Genomic DNA, 18,155 nt, shown 5'->3' with positions numbered 1-18,155 from the left:
TATGTACTATGGGTGAATGCCGTTTTCTAATAGCTCAGTAAATGCATGAATATGGATAGGTTTACTGTAATAATAACCTTGAATAAACTGACATTTATTTTTTTGAAGGAAATTTACGTGCTCTTTCGTTTCTACACCTTCAGCAATGACAGACATTCCTAATGTATTTGCTAATGTGATGATCGTTTTAATAATTTCCATTCCATCATCACATGTTTCAGACATTGTAATAAATTCTCTCGGGATTTTTAACGTATCAATTGGATACAAAGGTAAGTAGGCTAGCGAAGAATAACCTGTACCAAAATCGTCGATAGAAATGTGAATCCCTAAACTTTTTAGTGTACGCAGTTTTATCAATGTTTCTCGCTCATCCATCATTGCAATTCGCTCTGTTAATTCAAGATCAAGAGAGCTTGCTGGTAAACCTGTATTTGTTAAAGTAGAAGAAATAGATTTTACAAAATCCTCTTGTTCAAATTCCTTAGCAGATAAATTTACACCTATTTTTAAATGTGAATATCCGAGTGCGTGCCAACGTTTCATTTGTTTACAAGCCTGCTCTAATGTCCATTTACCTATTGAAATAATTTGTAGTGTTTCTTCTGCAATCGGAATAAACTCGTATGGAGAAATAATACCTAATTCAGGATGATTCCACCTAATTAAAGCTTCTGCACCGATAATTTTATTAGATTCACTATCAACTTGAGGTTGATACAAAAGGAACAATTCTTCATTTTGTAGTGCGTTTGGTAAATCTTTTTCTAATCGCAATCGTCTTTCAATTTTTTTAGCGATTACATCGTCATAAATAGATACAGAGTTAAGTTCTTTTGCTTTTGCATCATACATTGCAACATTAGCGTTTTTCAGAAGTGTAGCGGTATCGATTCCGGAATGTGGATAAATAGCGATGCCGATACTCAGTGATAAAGTTAATTTATGCTCATGTATGATAAATGACTTTTTCATGCATTTAAATAATTGGTTACATAATTGGAATAAGTAATCTTCGTCAGTATAGTTTTCAATTATGATTGTAAATTCATCGCCACCGATTCTTGAAAGATGAGTATGTGATGGAAGACATGATTGGAATCGCTTTGCTACTTCTTCTAATATGTAATCTCCTGATGAATGTCCAAGTGTATCGTTAATTGCTTTAAAGCGATCTAAATCTAAATATAATAATGCAAACTCGCTTTCTGTTATTTCAGCATTTTTTATAACTCTCTTTAATTTCTTATGGAAAAAGGCACGGTTACCAATTTTCGTTACAGTGTCATGGAATGCTAAATATTTTATTTCTTCTTGCTGTTTTTTTAGTGCAGTAATATCTTTCACCATAATATAGCTTCCTGAAATTTGTCCGTCTATTATAATAGGAATGATTGTAACGTATAAAAAATAAGTAAAGCCATCTTTATATTGAGAACTAAGTTGTAAGAATGCCGATTCTTGTTGTTTCACTTTTTCTAATGCCAATGCTAGCTTATGCTTATCTTCATCTAAAATGATCGAAAAACAAGTTTCACCTAGTAACTCATCCGTTGGTGCCCCAAGTAGTACACTCCCAGCCTTATTTACATTTAAGAATATTCCATTTAAATCAATGGTGAAGATAGGGTCAGGATGATATTCATATAATGATTTAAACTTTTGCTGTTTTTGAGAAAGAGCCTCTGATTTATGAACTAAATCAGACGTCCGTAAAGTAACTTTTTCTTCTAGTTGGGCATTAAATGCCTGCAAACGTTTTGTTAAGGAATTGTTTTGCATACGTACGATAGAATGACGAATGAGTACGAAAATAAAAGTAATACAATTTCCTGTAATGAGAGTTGAAGATGATGTTTGTTCTTTTAATGTAAACCCGATTAGTATTGCAACAGCAAGATAGGGAAATACAACTAAAGCTTTTTTTCCTATTATAGGGTTTACAAGGAAATAATTTTTATGGCTATTATGATCTTCTGAAATAGAGCCAGCTATTGCAATAAGTAATATAGGTATTCTATATAAAAGACGTAATAATATTATCGTTTCAGTTGATAAGTGGTTATTTAAGTAAAAATAAATATAGTTAAAAGTTGCAGAACTTATTAATACAAAAATAAAGATATAAATTTTCCGTTTGGAATTAAAAATTGTTGGACGGAAAATGAGACTAACACCTAGCAGTAGAAATAATAAATCTGCAATTGGGTATAAAAATGAAAGGAAAACATCTCCTAGTGAAAGAGCGAATATATTTAAATTTGGTTGATTAAATAAATACCATTCTAATGTAAATATGGAAGTAAGCACTATGCATATATCACAAATAAAGAACGCTTTTTCCCATTTATTGCATTCCTTTAAGATTTTATAGCAGAAAGCGATAAGACAGAAAAATAGAAAAAACATGTAAAATACATCAGAAACCGTAAAACGATGTATTGGAATTTCGAAGAAGCTATCTTGATATGTATATACTATTTTCCCTAATAAAAAACTACCAATTGCTATTGTAATACATATCCAAAACGGATTTGAACTGACTTTTTTAGAATATATAGAGTAAATCAGTGATACAAATGTAATGGCTTCAACGACAAGTGAAGCGAAGCGTACATCTGAATTTGAAAAATGAGTAGGGAATAGATAGAAAAACATAAAATAGATTGAATAGCATATTAATGTTCCGATTAATATACATAATTGTAAATTTTTATTTAATTTCAATGAAATCACCTTCTTTAATTATGCACTATGTTCGTTATATCTATACATAATAATATTATTTAAGAATTGTATCAGATTTCCTTATAAAAATCATGTTTATAAGGAAAGTGTTAAAGAGTGTAAGTATTCTTAAGGTTGGAAAAATATTGCGGTTGATAGTACAGACTGTATCAAGACTTTAAATAGAAATTGTATATTTAGTCATCCTTTGAATTGTAAAGTTTTTTTAGTGATTTGTAAGTGGAGATGCAAAATTGCATATAAAATGATGAGTATCTTTTTTTGGTGAGCTTTTTATTTTTAATCTGAAAATTAATATTTGTGAAAATGTTGAGAAAAGATATAAAATAAGAACGTGTATTCTTACAGAGTGGAATAGTATTGCCACTAAATAGGGAGGCTTTTTTATGATATATCGAATTAAAGATGCAGAAATATACTATGAAATTGTGGGAGAGGGTAAACCGGTCATTATCATACATGGCTGCGCCCCTGACCATAGGTTAATGATGAAATGTATGGAATCAGTATTTCAGAAATATGAAGGTTATAAGCGAATATATATTGATTTACCTGGAATGGGAAAATCGAATGCTCCAAATTGGATAAATAGTTCAGATCGTATAGTAGAAGTGCTTATCACATTTATTGAGGAAATCATTTCTACTGAAAAATTTTTATTGGTAGGAGAATCATATGGAGGCTATTTAGCCAAAGGTATACTTGCAAAGATGTTTGAGAGAGTTAGCGGATTACTATTAGTATGTCCTGTTGTTGTAGCGGAGCCAGAAAAAAGGATTCTTCCATATAAACAGGTAATTGTACAAGATGAGGAATTTTTAAATACGCTCACTTCCACAGAAAGAGAGGAATTTTGTGAGTTAGCTGTAATAGCAAATGAATATACATATAAGCGATTTAAAGAAGAAATTAAGCCTGGGTTAGATGTTGCTAATTATGAATTTATTGAAAGGTTGCAAAAGAATTACTCTCTTACTATGGATTTTCAGCATGAAAAATATGAAAATCCCGTTCTTTTACTGACTGGAAGACAAGATATATCAGTAGGTTATCAAAATATTATAGAAATTATTGAAGAATATCCAAGGGCAACATTAGCAGTGTTAGATATGGCAGGGCATAATTTGCAAATTGAGCAGCCTGAATTATTTGAGAGTTTAGTAGGAGAATGGATTAGACGAACAAATCAGCACAGTTTATAAAGTATTTTAGTATTACCCCTAAGTGTTGAAATGGGATAAATGAACGTGATTTATTAACTTATCTCGCTATTTGCCGGGCAGCCCGATTAGTGAGGGCTGATTAAAGTTTCACTTTATAAAAAATTTTAAGGAGAAATTATGAGCACATATATTTATATGGTTAGACATGGTGAATCACCAAAACTAGAAGGAAATGAAAGAATGCGTGGATTAACTGAGAGGGGACATATGGATGCCCGTAGAGTAACTGACATATTAAAAGCGGAGAGGATTGATGCTTTTATTTCCAGTCCTTATAATCGGGCTATGCTAACGATAGAGGAGTCAGCTAATTTCCATGAAAAAGAAATAGTAGTATATGAAAATCTTAAAGAGTGTATGTTTTCAAGTGAGGATCAGGTTATATCAGACAAAGAGGTGTATCCACTTGTACAGAAGATGTTCTCTAATCCGGATTTTGCACGAACGGAAGGAGAGTCATATGCAGATTGCCAGAGAAGAGTAGTGAAAGTATTAAAAGAAATCTTAATGGATTTTCGAGGATGCAAAATTGTAATTGGTACACATGGGCTTGTCATGACATTAATGATGAACTATTTTGATAAACAATATGGTTTTGAATTTTTAATGAATACGTCAAAACCGGATATATATAAGATGGAATTTAAAGAAGAACAATTAATGAATGTAGAGAGATTATGGAAAGCTGAATAAAATTAGTTGCATGGATTTTGTTGTAAAAGTTACTTTTATAGCAAAGTCTTTTTTTGAATAGAAAGCATCTTTATCAACTATTGTTAGAATGTTAAATAAATAAGTAATTATTCAGTCTTTGAATAAATTATGGAGAAATTGGTTTAGGGAAACAATTTTAAATGTGTCAAAATTCCAAACGTTGGATTTATATTCAATAGGAGAAAAAGATGTAGAATTTTGTCTTACAGTCCCCGTTTACTTTTCATTTCATTACATATAGGCTTTGTGGTGTAAGGGAGGACATTGCCTTTACGTAAAATCTATAAGGAGGTCATTGTAATGAAACAGATTAAAAAGTTTGCGGGAGTTGCTTTAGCAGGTACGATTGGATTAAGTGGACTACTGTTTTTAGAACCAAGTGTAAGCGTTGCGGAAGCACAGCAAGTGAAAGTAGAAAATTTCAATACAATTGATGTAACGATGAATCTAAATGAATTGTATGTATTAAGTGGCAGAAGCATTGATATTCTTTCTGGAGATAAAGAAGCAATTCAGTTAAATAAATACACAATTAGTTTTAATAAACCTGGGAAGTATGTGATTAAAGTAAATGGCTGTATTTATGATGATGTATATACTTTTATTGTAAATGAGTAGTATATATTCTTAAATTGCGAGATAAAAACAGCAACACCCTATTTGCGATGAGAGTCGTAAATAGGGTGGATTTATTTGTATTAAGCTGTACTTTAAATATGTTCGCTAATTTTCTTTTTGTTATGTAAAAGTGTTAACAATGTAAATGAAATATACATCTTCACAGTCAAAAAAGTTAAAATATTTCGTTTTAAGGATTATAATGGAGGGAGGAACATAAAAGGGAGTGAATGAACTTGAAACAAGAACTTATTGAAAGATTTACGAGATATGTAAAAATTGATACGCAATCAAATGAAGAAAGTCATACAGTACCAACAACACCAGGACAAATTGAGTTTGGTAAGTTATTAGTGGAAGAGCTAAAAGAAATTGGTTTAACAGAAGTAACGATGGATGATAATGGCTATGTAATGGCAACACTTCCAGCTAATACGGACAAGGATGTTCCTGTAATCGGATTTTTAGCCCATTTAGATACGGCAACAGACTTTACAGGGAAAAACGTCAAGCCACAAATTCATGAAAATTTTGATGGTAATGCAATTACGTTAAATGAAGAGCTAAATGTTGTGTTAACACCAGAGCAGTTCCCGGAATTACCATCATATAAAGGACATACCATTATTACAACTGATGGTACAACACTTCTAGGAGCAGATGATAAAGCTGGTCTTACAGAAATTATGGTTGCAATGAACCATTTAATACATAATCCGCAAATTAAGCACGGGAAAATAAGAGTAGCATTTACACCGGATGAAGAAATTGGTCGTGGGCCAGCGCATTTTGATGTAGAAGCGTTTGGTGCATCATTCGCTTATACGATGGATGGAGGTCCATTAGGTGGTTTAGAGTATGAAAGTTTTAATGCTGCAGGTGCTAAGTTAACGTTTAACGGAACGAATACACATCCTGGAACAGCGAAAAATAAAATGCGCAATGCTACTAAACTGGCTATGGAGTTTAACGGGTATTTACCAGTAGAAGAGGCGCCAGAATATACAGAAGGCTATGAGGGATTCTATCATTTACTTTCTTTAAATGGTGATGTTGAGCAAAGTAAAGCGTATTATATTATTCGAGACTTTGATCGTGAAAATTTTGAGGCACGTAAAAATAACGTTAAAAATATTGTGAAGACTATGCAAGAAAAATATGGCGAAGATGCAGTCGTTTTAGAAATGAATGATCAATACTATAACATGCTTGAAAAAATTGAACCGGTAAGAGAAATTGTTGATATTGCATATGAAGCAATGAAAAGTTTAGACATTGAACCAAATATTCATCCGATTCGCGGAGGCACAGATGGATCACAATTATCATATATGGGATTACCGACGCCGAATATTTTCACTGGTGGTGAAAACTATCACGGTAAATTTGAGTATGTTTCGGTAGATACTATGGAAAAAGCTGTTCAAGTTATTGTGGAAATTGCAAGACGTTTTGAGGAGCAAGCTTAAAAAAGAACCAAGTAGTACGAATGTGCTACTTGGTTCTTTTAATATAGTACTCGCCACAAATAAAAAGTCGCATAAGACTCCCAATTAGCCCAGTTTGCCGCGAAATCTTTTATTTCATTTTTAGTCGGTTTATTTTCGGAACCTGTTATAAATTTAATTGCATTATGCAGACCAACATCATCAATTGGAAAAGCTGAAGGAAATCTTAAACAACGCATTAAAACATAGTTGGCAGTCCATGGTCCTATACCATGGATAGCGGTTAATTGTTTCTCAGCAACCTTTACATCTTGTGTTTGCAGTAAATCCTCTTTTAATAGTTTTCTCTCTGTAATAAGCTTCGCAATACCGATTAAATATTCACATTTTCTAGTCGTCATTTTTAATTGTTGGAGATCTTCTACATGTAGATTTGCAATTGTTTCAGGTGATGGGAATATCCAATGCTTTCTACCGTCCCATTCTACATAACTTCCAAATTGCTCAACTAATCTTCTTTTTAGCGTATAAGCATATGTTAAGTTAATTTGTTGACCGATAATTCCCCAGGAAAGTGCCTCAAATAAGTCTGGAATACCTAAAGTACGAAGGCCGTAATATTGTTCAATTGGTCCTTGAAGGAGTAAATCATGTTTAGCTAATGTATAAAAGGGAGCTAAATCAGTAGTTAAATCAAACCATTCTTTTACATAGTTAGCTACAGCTTCACGTATCGATTTTTCAGATGTATATGATTCTTCTAAACAATGTATTTGAATATTGCCATCTGTATTCACACTAATTTCAACTAAAGGATTTACATCTTGAACAGGGATAACTTTATAAATTTTGTTATCTTCAATATGGAACATACATTCATTGTTAGAACGTGATAGATAACGTAAATTTTCTTGGAAACAAAATTCTTTTGGAACTGCTATAGATAATACGCTATTATATTCTGCTGTCATATGAATTCCACCTGCAACTTTTCTAATGTAAGCAATTTTTTCTTCATTTCTAATCCACCCCTAAATCCGGTTAGTTTCCCATTCTTCCCAATAACGCGGTGACAAGGAATGGTGATAAGAAGAGGATTAGCAGCAATAGCAGAAGCAACGGCGCGCACAGCTTTAGGTTTTTGAATTCTTTCAGCAATTTCTGTATAAGAATATGTCTTTCCATAAGGAATTTCACGTACCGTATTCCAAACAGATAATTGAAAATTAGTTCCATAAGCATCGATAGGGAATGTAAAAGTTTCTCGCTTGTTTTCTAAATACTCGATAACTTCTTTCGTATATATTTGCAAGTAATCTGGACTATGGATCAATATATGTTGGGGCAGTTTTTTTCTAGCCCATATATTTAATTCTTCAAAGTTTTCGTCTTGTGATCCAATGAAACATAGTCCATTTTCAGTTGCAGCAATATGAAATTGCCAATTTTTATGTGTAAGTAGCGTCCAATATATATAATTATTTTTGTAGGAATTCATTATCGTATCCCTCTTTCATCTCGTTCTTTTTTCGATATTCAGTAGGAGTAAATCCGGTTTTCTTTTTAAATAAAGTTGCGAAATATTCTGGGTTTTCTATCCCGACAGCAGTACTAATTTCTTTAATAGATTGATTTGTGTGTAAAAGGTATTCGGTTGCTTTAAGAATCCTGAATTGTTGTATATATTCTATAGGAGTTAGCCCTATTATTCTTTTGAAAGTACGTTGTAAATGAAAAGGGCTACCGTGACACATTTCCGCAAGCATGTCGAGAGTTAAAGATTTGTCATAATGCTTTTCGATATAGTCTTTAATTTGTTTTACCCACTCTTCATTAGGTAAAGTGATTCCATTTGGCTTACAACGTTTGCACGGGCGAAAGTTTTCACTTAATGCTTGCTCTGCATGATGAAAAATTCGTACATTGTTTCTATTCGGTATTCTTGATTTGCATGATGGTCTGCAAAAGATTCCAGTTGATTTCACAGCATAAAAGAATTTGCTATCATAGGAAGAATCATTATGAATAATTGCTTGCCAATACTCATTTGTTAATGTAACTCCTTCATTGTGCATAGAACATCACCTCTGAAATTAGTATAACCTGAATAAAGTGCGTATGTATGTATTCATAAATGTAAGAGCAAGATTACAAAGGTGAAAATATTGGATGGCGTTTAGATTATTTTGTTGTTTCGGAACGAATGAAAGACCAAATAACAGAAGCGAAAATTAATAGTGAAGTAATGGGGTCAGACCATTGTCCAGTTGAATTACATATAAATTTCTAAAAAAAAGAAGTATCTCCCTAATATTAGGGAGATACTTCTTTTTTTAATTCAGTTTGTTAAAATTTTTCAAATCATTCTTGAAATAATTTCATATTAAATATATACTTAGTAACGATAATCATTATCAGTGAAAATGATTATCAAGTGATGAAGGCGTAAAAGAATTATAGTCTAGGGGAAGTGAACGGGAATGAGTTCTGGATAAAATTATTAATCTAATGAAATATATATATGGGACAAGGTTCATATAGTTAAATTTTATTGAGAATATAGTTTGAAAATTCGAGAGGAGACATATAAAGATGAACAAGAAATTATTTACTTTAGGGATGGTTACAGTTTTAAGTGTAGGTTTAGCGGCATGTAATAGTGCGGATAAAACTTCAGGCGAGCAAAAACAACAGACAAAAGCTACGGAAACGAAAAAAGATGAAAAACGAAAAATCACATATTTAGGTAAAGAGTATACAGTGCCAGCAAAAGTAGATAAAATTGCGACAGCTAGTTTAGAGTCAATGGAAGATGCGGCAGTACTTGGAATTAAACCAGTTGGTGCCATTACTGTAGGTGGTAAATTACCAAAATATCTTGAAAAAGAGTTAGAAGGTGCTAAATCTGTTGGTGAGAAAATGCAACCCAATTTCGAAACATTACTACAATTAAAACCAGATGTTATTACATCGAGTACGAAATTCCCAGCAGAAACAGCTGAAAAGTTTACGAAAGTAGCTCCTACATTCCCGGTATCACACGTTTCAACAAATTGGGAAGATAACTTAAAGTTAATGGGAGAATTAACTGGTAAAAAAGATAAAGCAGAAAAAATTATTAAGGATTACAATTCGGACGCTGAAAAAGCAAAAGCAAAACTAGGAGATAAGTTAAAAGATAAAAAAGTACTTGTCATAAGACTAAGAGCAAATGAATTATTCCTATATCCAGAAGGAGTATACTTCAACCCTGTAATTTATAAAGATCTTGGACTAACTGCTCCAGAACAATTGAAAACTGTAAAAGCACAAGAGAAAATTTCATTTGAAAAACTTGCTGAACTTAACCCAGATTATATTTTCTTACAATATGAGGCAAGTGAAAATAAAAACCCGAAAGTGTTAGAAGAAATTGAAAGTAATCCAATTTGGCAAAGTATGAATGCTGCGAAGGAAAAGAAAGTATTTGTAAATGTTGTAGATCCAATGGCACAAGGTGGTACAGCTTGGAGTAAAACAGCATTCTTAAAAGAAGCCGTGAAAAATTTATCTAAATAATACAATAAGTAAGGTGCGTTGAATGATATGCAGAAAACAAATGCAGTACCAGTAACTATATTATGTATAGCACCCATACTCATCTTATTTACAATTATACTTTCGATTTTGTATGGGGCAAAAAGTATTGACGCTGAAACAGTGTGGAACGCATTATTTCATTTTGATTCAAGCGATGTAAATCATAATATTATTATTACTTCACGTTTACCAAGGGTAGTTGCAGCTCTTTTAGTCGGAGCATTTCTAGCCATATCAGGAGCACTTATGCAGGGGATGACAAGAAACTATCTTGCATCCCCTTCTATTATGGGTGTGACGGATGGCGCTGCCTTTGTTATTACACTTAGCATGATTTTTCTTCCGGGAATGTCATCAATTGGTATGGTTGTATGTTCAATGATTGGTTCTGCACTAGGAGCCGGTATCGTATTTGGTTTTGGTTCGCTCCTTCAAAATGGCTTATCACCAGTTAGGTTAGCGATTATAGGAACAGTTATTGGAACATTTTTAAGTAGTGTATCGGCTGCAATGGCTTCGTATTTCCAAATTTCTCAAAATGTTAGTTTTTGGTTTAATGCAAAGTTAGATCAAGTAGATCCTAATATCATTAAAATCACGATACCGTTTGGGATAATTGGAATAATTTTAGCATTGTTAATATCAAAATCTATTACCATTCTTTCATTAGGCGAAGAGGTTTCTATTAATTTAGGGCAACGTACAAAACTAGTTAAAGCGATGGCAATTTTATCGGTAATTTTCTTAACAGGAACAGCAGTTGCTTTAGTGGGGAAAGTTGGTTTTGTAGGTTTAATTATTCCGCACATTACGCGCTTTATAATTGGGGTAGATTATAAGTGGATTTTGCCATGTGCAGGTGTTATTGGTGGCGTTTTCTTAGCGTTATGTGACGTTTTGAGTAGATTTATAAACTATCCATTTGAAACACCTATTGGAGTCGTTACCTCTTTAATTGGAATTCCTTTCTTCCTTTATTTAATCCGTACTAGAGGAGGAGAGAGACATGCTTAAAAGTTCAAGTCAACGTTTCGGAATGACGATGGGGATTATTATATTTTTAATACTATGTGCTATTTATATTAGTTTAACAAATGGTACGTTCGACATTACGATTACAGATGTATTTAAAACACTTTTTAGAATTGATCCAGTACCAGAACATGATTTAGTTATTTTTGAGTTTCGCCTTCCGCGCATCGTAATTGCTGGATTAGTAGGATTAGGCCTTGGTGTTGCGGGTGCCGTTATTCAAGGGATTACGAGAAATGGGTTGGCGGACCCAGGTATTTTAGGCGTAAATGCCGGAGCAGGAACAGCGATTGTCATTTTTATGTTTTTCTTTCAAGGGCAATTAAAAAGCACAGACTGGGTTTCTATTATGATGATGCCAATGTTTGGTTTAGTAGGCGGATTAGGTGCAGCTATCATCATTTATCTGTTTTCTTGGAAAAACGGTAAATTAGATTCGCAGCGACTTTTATTAACAGGGATTGCAATTGGATCAGGATTTGGAGCCTTTTCTATGTACTTATCACTCAAAATGAAGTCAACTGATTTTGAAATGGCCGCAGTGTGGGTGTCTGGAAGCATATATAGTGCAAACTGGAAGTATATTGTGGCTATGTTACCATGGCTTATTATCTTAATTCCGCTTATACAAAAGAAAGCTTATTTATTAGATTTATTTCAATTGGAAGAAACGAGTATTACAAGTTTAGGTGTTTCAGTAGAAAGAGAGAAATCGATTTTACTATTAAGTAGTATCGGGCTTGTGAGCGCATGTGTTGCTGTTTCAGGGAGTATCGGTTTTATTGGCTTAATGGCACCGCATATAGCGAAAAGGCTTGTCGGTATTCAACATAAGTATATAATTCCTACGTGCGGCGTAATCGGAATGTTTCTTGTAATTGCTTCAGACTTTATTGCGAAAACAGTTTTTACACCTGTAGAGCTACCAGTTGGAATCGTTATTTCTATTGTCGGTGTACCGTATTTCTTATATTTACTTTATAAGGCGAAAGCGTAAGAGGAGGAATAAAAGTGAGTATTTTAAGTGCAAAAAATTTAGAAACAAGTTATGAAAAGCTTACAGTGTTTCGCGATTTAAATGTGGAAATACAAGAAGGAAAAGTAACGACAATTATAGGTCCAAACGGTTGCGGTAAATCGACATTGTTAAAAACAATGGGAAGAATTTTAAAACAAAAAAGCGGTAAAGTATATTTGCAAGGACAGGATTTACATACAATTCCAACGAAAGTAATTGCGAAGCAGTTAGCTTTACTCCCGCAAACTCCAATTGCACCAGGTGAGCTTAAAGTGGAAGAATTAATTTCTTATGGACGCTATCCACATCGAAATAACGTAAATAAGTTAACGACAAAAGATAAAGAAATGATTGATTGGGCATTAGATATAACGAAAACTTCTGAATTTCGAACGAGACAAATTGCAAATTTATCAGGTGGTCAAAGACAAAAGGTATGGCTAGCGATGGCATTAGCACAAGAGACAGAAGTGTTGCTATTAGATGAGCCAACTACATACCTTGATATGTCTCATCAATTAGATGTATTACAAATTGTGGAGAAGTTAAATAAAGAACATAATTGTACGGTTGTTATGGTATTACATGATATTAACCATGCATCAAGGTTTTCAGATGAAATTATTGCAATGAAGGAAGGAGAAATTGTTACAACTGGTAGCCCGGAAGAAATCATTACAAATGAAGTGTTAAAAGAAGTATTTCATATTGATGCACGTGTCATGATTGATCCGTATAACGGGGCTCCTGTTTGTTTCGGATATGATAGCGTTGTATCTGAAGAAGAAAAAATCGAAATATATGTAACAAGTTAAAAAAGAGGGGGAATAGGGTGAATACTACAGTTGAAAAACAGCAGATTATAACATCTAATACAGAGCAGTGGAAAATGTATTCAAAATTAGAAGGTAAGGAATATCAAATTCATATTTCAAAGCCGAGGCAACCAGCACCGGATTCAGGATATCCTGTCATTTACGTATTAGATGGCAATGCCTTTTTTCAAACATTTCATGAAGCAGTTAAAATACAATCAGTAAGAGCGGAAAAAACCGGTGTTTCACCAGCTATTATAGTAGCAGTGGGTTATCCAATTGAAGGCGCATTTTCAGGGGAAGAAAGGTGCTATGATTTTACGCCTAGCGTAATTTCAAAAGATGCCCCTTTAAAACCAGACGGTAAACCGTGGCCTAAAACAGGAGGAGCACATAATTTCTATACTTTTATTGAAGAAGAACTGAAACCACAAATTGAAAAGAATTTTGAGATTGATAAAAGTAAGCAAACGTTATTTGGACATTCTTTAGGTGGACTATTTGCTCTTTATATACTATTTACAAACTTAAATGCTTTTCAAAATTATTTTATTAGTAGTCCATCTATATGGTGGAATAATAAATCCGTACTTGAAAAAGAAGAGAACCTTATACATGAATTAAACAATGCTAAGTTTGAAACAGGAGTGTTCCTTACAGTTGGGTCACTAGAACGAGAGCATATGGTTGTAGGTGCAAATGAATTATCAGAGCGCCTTCTCCAAGTAAACCACGATAAACTTAAATTTAAGTTTTATGAAGCTGAAGGGGAGAATCATGCATCTGTTGTGCCGACGTCTTTAAGTAAAGGATTGAGGTTTATTAGTTACGTATAGGAAAAAAGGTTATGGATAAAACATTCCATAACCTTTTTTAATATGTAGAATTGTCCTTTTCGAAAGTTTTGTTTCAACTTTTCGTCTAAAGAGACAAAAAGTTGTCACAAATCGGTCACAATTAGCATAAACATAAAATAGACGAAATGAACTTATTTCCAAAAAGGCTTGGTTTATTTCAATCATGATTCGTAGAGTTGAAAAAGCATGGATTAAAAGTTCACTATATTCCCAAGGAGGTAGATCGTATGAAAACAATTCTTGCTATCGCTGGACTTATTTGGGTTTTATCGCATGGCATCCCAATTTATGAAGGAGAACAAATTCGCAGTGCTCTGAATAAAAATTTTAATGAATATCATATCATTAATCGGCAAGATAATGTTGTGACAGTTCGAGTGAATGATTGTTTTCATACGGTAACCGTTGAAGGAACTTCAGTAGTGAATGATACAAAAGTATGTGATCAGCAATAATTATATATGGAAAGAAAAATTCTAGGGTTAAATATCTGAAAATTAAAATTAAAAAATTATAGACGAAGAATAAGCGGGGGCGGTTAATCCCCGCTTATTCTTGTTTCACTTTATTGAATTTTGATGAGAGATATAATGATTTTGTGACAAAAAGGAAAGGGTATACTGAAAATTGAGATTAAGAAGCTAATGAGTTGCTAAGAATAATCATAAAGTGTAAATATACTCTTATGGGGTATCATGCGTAGATATTTAATGCTATAATTGGTATACTCATAAAAAACAATTGTTTTATTGAATGAAGAGAAACTTTAAGAAGGTGATAATATGGATCATAAAGAGCATGAAGCAGTAACACATAGATCAGAAAAAGAAAAAGAACAGATTATAAATAGATTAAAGAGAATTGAAGGACAGGTCCGCGGTATTCAAAATATGATTGAAAATGATCGTTATTGCGTGGATATTTTAGTGCAAATTTCAGCGATTAATGCAGCGATGAAAAAAGTAGGAATGGGTGTATTAAAAAACCATACAAGTCATTGTGTTTCAGGTGCTATTAAAGATGGCAATGGTGACGAAGCAATTGAAGAATTAATGACTGTATTTGAACGTTTTTCAAAAGCGTAAAAACAAGCTAGTATGTCACTGGCTTGTTTTTTTGTTTACCTTCATAATAAGATCTCGGCGTATTGATGTGAAAAAGTGTGTGTAAAATAAACTTTTAGAAAATAATTGAAAAATCATGATATAAAACCATTGATTACCTTAGGGGGGTATGGTAAGATGTAATTGTGATTAACAAACAATGAATAAACAAGAGGAGGATTTTAAATGGAACAGTTAACATTACAGGTTGAAGGTATGTCTTGTGGACATTGTGTAAATGCTATCGAAAGCAGTGTGAAAGAGCTAAACGGTGTTGAACAAGTGAAGGTTCAATTAGCAGAAGGAACTGTTGAAGTTACTATCGACTCGTCTGCCGTAACATTAAAAGATATCGTTGCTGTAATCGAAGACCAAGGATACGATGTTCAATAATTATTTTTAGATATGGAAATAAATCGTACTTTAAATAAAGTACGATTTATTTTGCTAATCATTATACCTCATAAGGGTATATAGAGGTGAGAGACATGAATGAAAAAAAAGAGGCCAATCTTCAAATATCGGGAATGACATGTGCGGCATGTGCAAATAGAATTGAAAAAGGTCTAAAAAAAGTAGAAGGTGTTCATGAGGCAAATGTAAATTTTGCACTTGAAAAAACAAAAATAATGTACGATCCAACTAAAACAAATCCGCAACAGTTTAAAGAAAAAGTTGAATCGTTAGGATATGGAATTGTAAGTGATAAAGCTGAATTTACTGTTTCAGGAATGACATGTGCAGCATGTGCAAATAGAGTTGAAAAGCGTTTAAATAAGTTAGATGGTGTGAACAAAGCGACAGTAAATTTTGCTTTAGAATCAGCTACAGTAGACTTTAATCCTGATGAAGTTAATGTAAATGAAATGAAGAGTACGATTACGAAGCTAGGATATAAATTAGAAGTGAAACCAGATGATCAAGATGCATCAACTGATCATCGATTACAAGAAATTGAAAGACAAAAGAAGAAGTTTATTATTTCGTTTATTTTATCTTTCCCATTATTGTGGGCAATGGTTAGTCATTTCTCATTTACGTCGTTTATTTATTTACCAGATATGTTAATGAACCCTTGGGTGCAACTAGCACTTGCAACTCCTGTTCAATTTATCATTGGTGGACAGTTTTATGTTGGAGCTTATAAAGCGTTACGTAATAAAAGTGCGAATATGGATGTTCTCGTGGCGCTTGGAACGTCGGCCGCGTATTTCTATAGTGTATATTTAAGTATTCAATCTATTGGTTCTTCGAAACATACGACAGATTTATATTTTGAAACGAGTGCGGTACTTATTACATTAATTATTTTAGGTAAATTATTTGAAGCGAAAGCAAAAGGGCGCTCATCAGAAGCAATTAAAAAATTGATGGGTTTACAAGCGAAGACAGCTACAGTTGTGCGAGATGGAACAGAAATAAAAATTTTGATTGAAGAAGTAGTAGCTGGTGATATCGTCTATGTAAAGCCTGGTGAAAAAATACCAGTAGATGGTGAGATTGTAGAAGGAAAGTCAGCAATTGATGAATCGATGTTAACGGGTGAAAGTATTCCTGTTGATAAGTCAATTGGGGATGTAGTAATAGGTTCGACAATAAATAAAAATGGATTTTTAAAAGTGAAAGCAACTAAGGTAGGAAGAGATACTGCATTAGCTCAAATTATTAAAGTAGTAGAAGAGGCACAAGGTTCAAAAGCTCCTATTCAAAGGGTAGCAGATCAAATTTCAGGTATTTTCGTACCGGTTGTAGTTGTGATTGCGATTATCACATTTGCAGTATGGATGATATTTGTTACACCTGGTGATTTTGGCGGAGCACTTGAGAAAATGATAGCAGTACTTGTTATTGCTTGTCCATGTGCATTAGGTCTTGCAACGCCTACATCTATTATGGCAGGATCAGGAAGATCGGCTGAGTATGGTATTTTATTTAAAGGTGGAGAGCATTTAGAAGCAACGCACCGATTAGATACGGTTATTTTAGATAAAACGGGTACAGTGACAAATGGGAAGCCGGTATTAACAGATGTAATTGTAGCAGATGGATTCAATGAAAATGAACTGCTTAGATTAGTAGGGGCAGCAGAAAGAAATTCTGAACATCCGCTTGCAGAAGCGATTGTAGAAGGAATTAAAGAAAAGAAAATTGATATCCCAAGTTCAGAAACGTTTGAAGCGATTCCGGGATTTGGTATCGAATCAGTTGTAGAAGGAAAACACTTATTAATTGGTACACGTCGATTAATGAAGAAATTCAATATTGATATTGAAGAAGTTTCTAAATCAATGGAAGCGCTAGAACGAGAAGGAAAAACAGCAATGCTTATTGCAATCGATAAAGAATATGCTGGTATAGTTGCCGTTGCAGATACTGTGAAAGATACTTCAAAAGCAGCTATCGCAAGACTGAAAAAAATGGGTCTAGACGTTGTGATGATTACAGGAGATAATACACAAACTGCTCAGGCAATTGCAAAGCAAGTTGGTATTGATCACGTAATTGCAGAAGTATTGCCAGAAGGAAAAGCAGAAGAAGTGAAAAAACTGCAAACAAATGGTAAGAAAGTAGCGATGGTTGGAGACGGGATAAATGATGCTCCTGCTCTTGCTACAGCGAACATTGGTATGGCAATTGGAACGGGAACGGATGTAGCGATGGAAGCAGCGGATATAACGTTAATCCGTGGTGACTTAAATAGTATTGCTGATGCGATATTTATGAGTAAAATGACGATAAGAAATATTAAACAAAATTTATTCTGGGCATTAGCTTATAACGCGTTAGGAATTCCAATTGCGGCATTAGGTTTCTTAGCCCCTTGGGTTGCTGGAGCAGCGATGGCATTTAGTTCTGTATCCGTTGTATTAAATGCATTACGATTACAAAGAGTTAAATTAAAATCTTAAAAAGCTACATTAAGTAATTGAATAGAATTAAAAAACAATACTTGAATAAGTATTGTTTTTTTGTTCGTATAGAAATTAAAACGATATAATA

Annotated in this window: 17 protein-coding genes and 1 pseudogene; 14 read left to right on the top strand and 4 right to left on the bottom strand. The window is 33.3% G+C overall.

The genetic code is table 11. The features are described from left to right. Positions 1-6: 6 nt before the first annotated feature. Positions 7-2,727 carry a putative bifunctional diguanylate cyclase/phosphodiesterase gene (locus tag MR168_RS00170; protein WP_006922219.1) on the bottom strand — a complete coding sequence of 907 codons (2,721 nt, stop codon included), beginning with the start codon at positions 2,725-2,727 and terminating at the stop codon, positions 7-9. A 407-nt stretch (positions 2,728-3,134) separates the two neighbouring features. Here MR168_RS00170 and MR168_RS00165 point away from each other — a divergent pair, with 407 nt between their 5' ends. From MR168_RS00165 to pepT, 4 genes are all read left to right on the top strand, one after another. Beyond that, positions 3,135-3,950, top strand: a complete 816-nt coding sequence (locus MR168_RS00165) for an alpha/beta fold hydrolase (protein WP_000640337.1) — start codon at positions 3,135-3,137, stop codon at positions 3,948-3,950. Positions 3,951-4,088: 138 nt separating this feature from the next. Continuing rightward, positions 4,089-4,664, top strand: a complete 576-nt coding sequence (locus MR168_RS00160; protein WP_086411744.1) for a histidine phosphatase family protein — start codon at positions 4,089-4,091, stop codon at positions 4,662-4,664. A 321-nt stretch (positions 4,665-4,985) separates the two neighbouring features. After that, on the top strand, positions 4,986-5,303 hold the full coding sequence (locus MR168_RS00155; RefSeq protein WP_000809495.1) for a hypothetical protein: 318 nt from the start codon (positions 4,986-4,988) through the stop codon (positions 5,301-5,303). Between the two features lie 236 nt (positions 5,304-5,539). Then, entirely contained in the window at positions 5,540-6,772 is a 1,233-nt protein-coding gene (gene pepT, locus MR168_RS00150; protein WP_000807014.1) for a peptidase T, read from the top strand. Between the two features lie 38 nt (positions 6,773-6,810). Here pepT and MR168_RS00145 read toward each other — a convergent pair whose 3' ends face one another. From MR168_RS00145 to MR168_RS00135, 3 genes are read right to left on the bottom strand one after another with little or no spacing between them, the layout of a single operon-like run. Then, positions 6,811-7,722, bottom strand: a complete 912-nt coding sequence (locus tag MR168_RS00145; protein WP_000123520.1) for a DNA-3-methyladenine glycosylase 2 — start codon at positions 7,720-7,722, stop codon at positions 6,811-6,813. Continuing rightward, positions 7,719-8,249 carry a methylated-DNA--[protein]-cysteine S-methyltransferase gene (locus tag MR168_RS00140; protein WP_001089833.1) on the bottom strand — a complete coding sequence of 177 codons (531 nt, stop codon included), beginning with the start codon at positions 8,247-8,249 and terminating at the stop codon, positions 7,719-7,721. Before MR168_RS00140 ends, MR168_RS00145 begins: the two co-directional genes overlap by 4 nt. After that, complete coding sequence (locus MR168_RS00135; RefSeq protein WP_006922223.1) at positions 8,230-8,826, bottom strand: bifunctional transcriptional activator/DNA repair enzyme AdaA; 597 nt, start codon at positions 8,824-8,826, stop codon at positions 8,230-8,232. The genes MR168_RS00140 and MR168_RS00135 overlap by 20 nt, the downstream gene beginning before the upstream one ends. Before the next feature lie 77 nt (positions 8,827-8,903). On the opposite strand from MR168_RS00135, the pseudogene MR168_RS00130 reads away from it, so the two are divergent. The 10 genes and pseudogenes from MR168_RS00130 to MR168_RS00085 form a co-directional block, all read left to right on the top strand. Continuing rightward, positions 8,904-9,041, top strand: a pseudogene (locus MR168_RS00130) (exodeoxyribonuclease III); the annotation flags it as partial. Positions 9,042-9,343: 302 nt separating this feature from the next. After that, on the top strand, positions 9,344-10,309 hold the full coding sequence (locus tag MR168_RS00125) for an iron-hydroxamate ABC transporter substrate-binding protein (RefSeq protein WP_001035506.1): 966 nt from the start codon (positions 9,344-9,346) through the stop codon (positions 10,307-10,309). A gap of 27 nt (positions 10,310-10,336) precedes the next feature. Then, positions 10,337-11,344: a FecCD family ABC transporter permease gene (locus tag MR168_RS00120; RefSeq protein WP_006922226.1), complete on the top strand. Its 1,008-nt coding sequence runs from the start codon at positions 10,337-10,339 to the stop codon at positions 11,342-11,344. Further along, positions 11,337-12,359 (top strand): FecCD family ABC transporter permease, encoded by a 1,023-nt coding sequence (locus tag MR168_RS00115; RefSeq protein WP_000920450.1) that lies wholly within the window; start codon positions 11,337-11,339, stop codon positions 12,357-12,359. The genes MR168_RS00120 and MR168_RS00115 overlap by 8 nt, the downstream gene beginning before the upstream one ends. Before the next feature lie 14 nt (positions 12,360-12,373). After that, positions 12,374-13,195 (top strand): ABC transporter ATP-binding protein, encoded by an 822-nt coding sequence (locus MR168_RS00110; protein WP_086411743.1) that lies wholly within the window; start codon positions 12,374-12,376, stop codon positions 13,193-13,195. Between the two features lie 17 nt (positions 13,196-13,212). Then, a complete protein-coding gene (locus MR168_RS00105; protein ID WP_006922233.1) occupies positions 13,213-14,031 on the top strand; it encodes an alpha/beta hydrolase in 819 nt (272 codons plus the stop codon). Between the two features lie 248 nt (positions 14,032-14,279). Continuing rightward, on the top strand, positions 14,280-14,507 hold the full coding sequence (locus MR168_RS00100) for a hypothetical protein (RefSeq protein ID WP_000849104.1): 228 nt from the start codon (positions 14,280-14,282) through the stop codon (positions 14,505-14,507). 327 nt (positions 14,508-14,834) lie between these two features. Further along, positions 14,835-15,137, top strand: a complete 303-nt coding sequence (locus MR168_RS00095) for a metal-sensing transcriptional repressor (protein ID WP_000349636.1) — start codon at positions 14,835-14,837, stop codon at positions 15,135-15,137. A gap of 204 nt (positions 15,138-15,341) precedes the next feature. Next, positions 15,342-15,548 (top strand): copper chaperone CopZ, encoded by a 207-nt coding sequence (gene copZ, locus MR168_RS00090; protein ID WP_000436973.1) that lies wholly within the window; start codon positions 15,342-15,344, stop codon positions 15,546-15,548. Positions 15,549-15,643: 95 nt separating this feature from the next. Then, the gene (locus MR168_RS00085) at positions 15,644-18,064 is read left to right on the top strand and encodes a heavy metal translocating P-type ATPase (protein ID WP_086411742.1); all 2,421 of its coding nucleotides are present in this window, start codon (positions 15,644-15,646) and stop codon (positions 18,062-18,064) included. The last annotated feature ends 91 nt before the right edge of the window (positions 18,065-18,155 follow it).

The organism is Bacillus cereus group sp. BfR-BA-01356, from assembly GCF_022663635.1.
In the GTDB taxonomy this organism is placed as follows: domain Bacteria; phylum Bacillota; class Bacilli; order Bacillales; family Bacillaceae_G; genus Bacillus_A; species Bacillus_A cereus.
The sequence above is the reverse complement of the archived record's forward strand: the minus strand, read 5'-3'. Positions and strand labels throughout refer to the sequence as shown.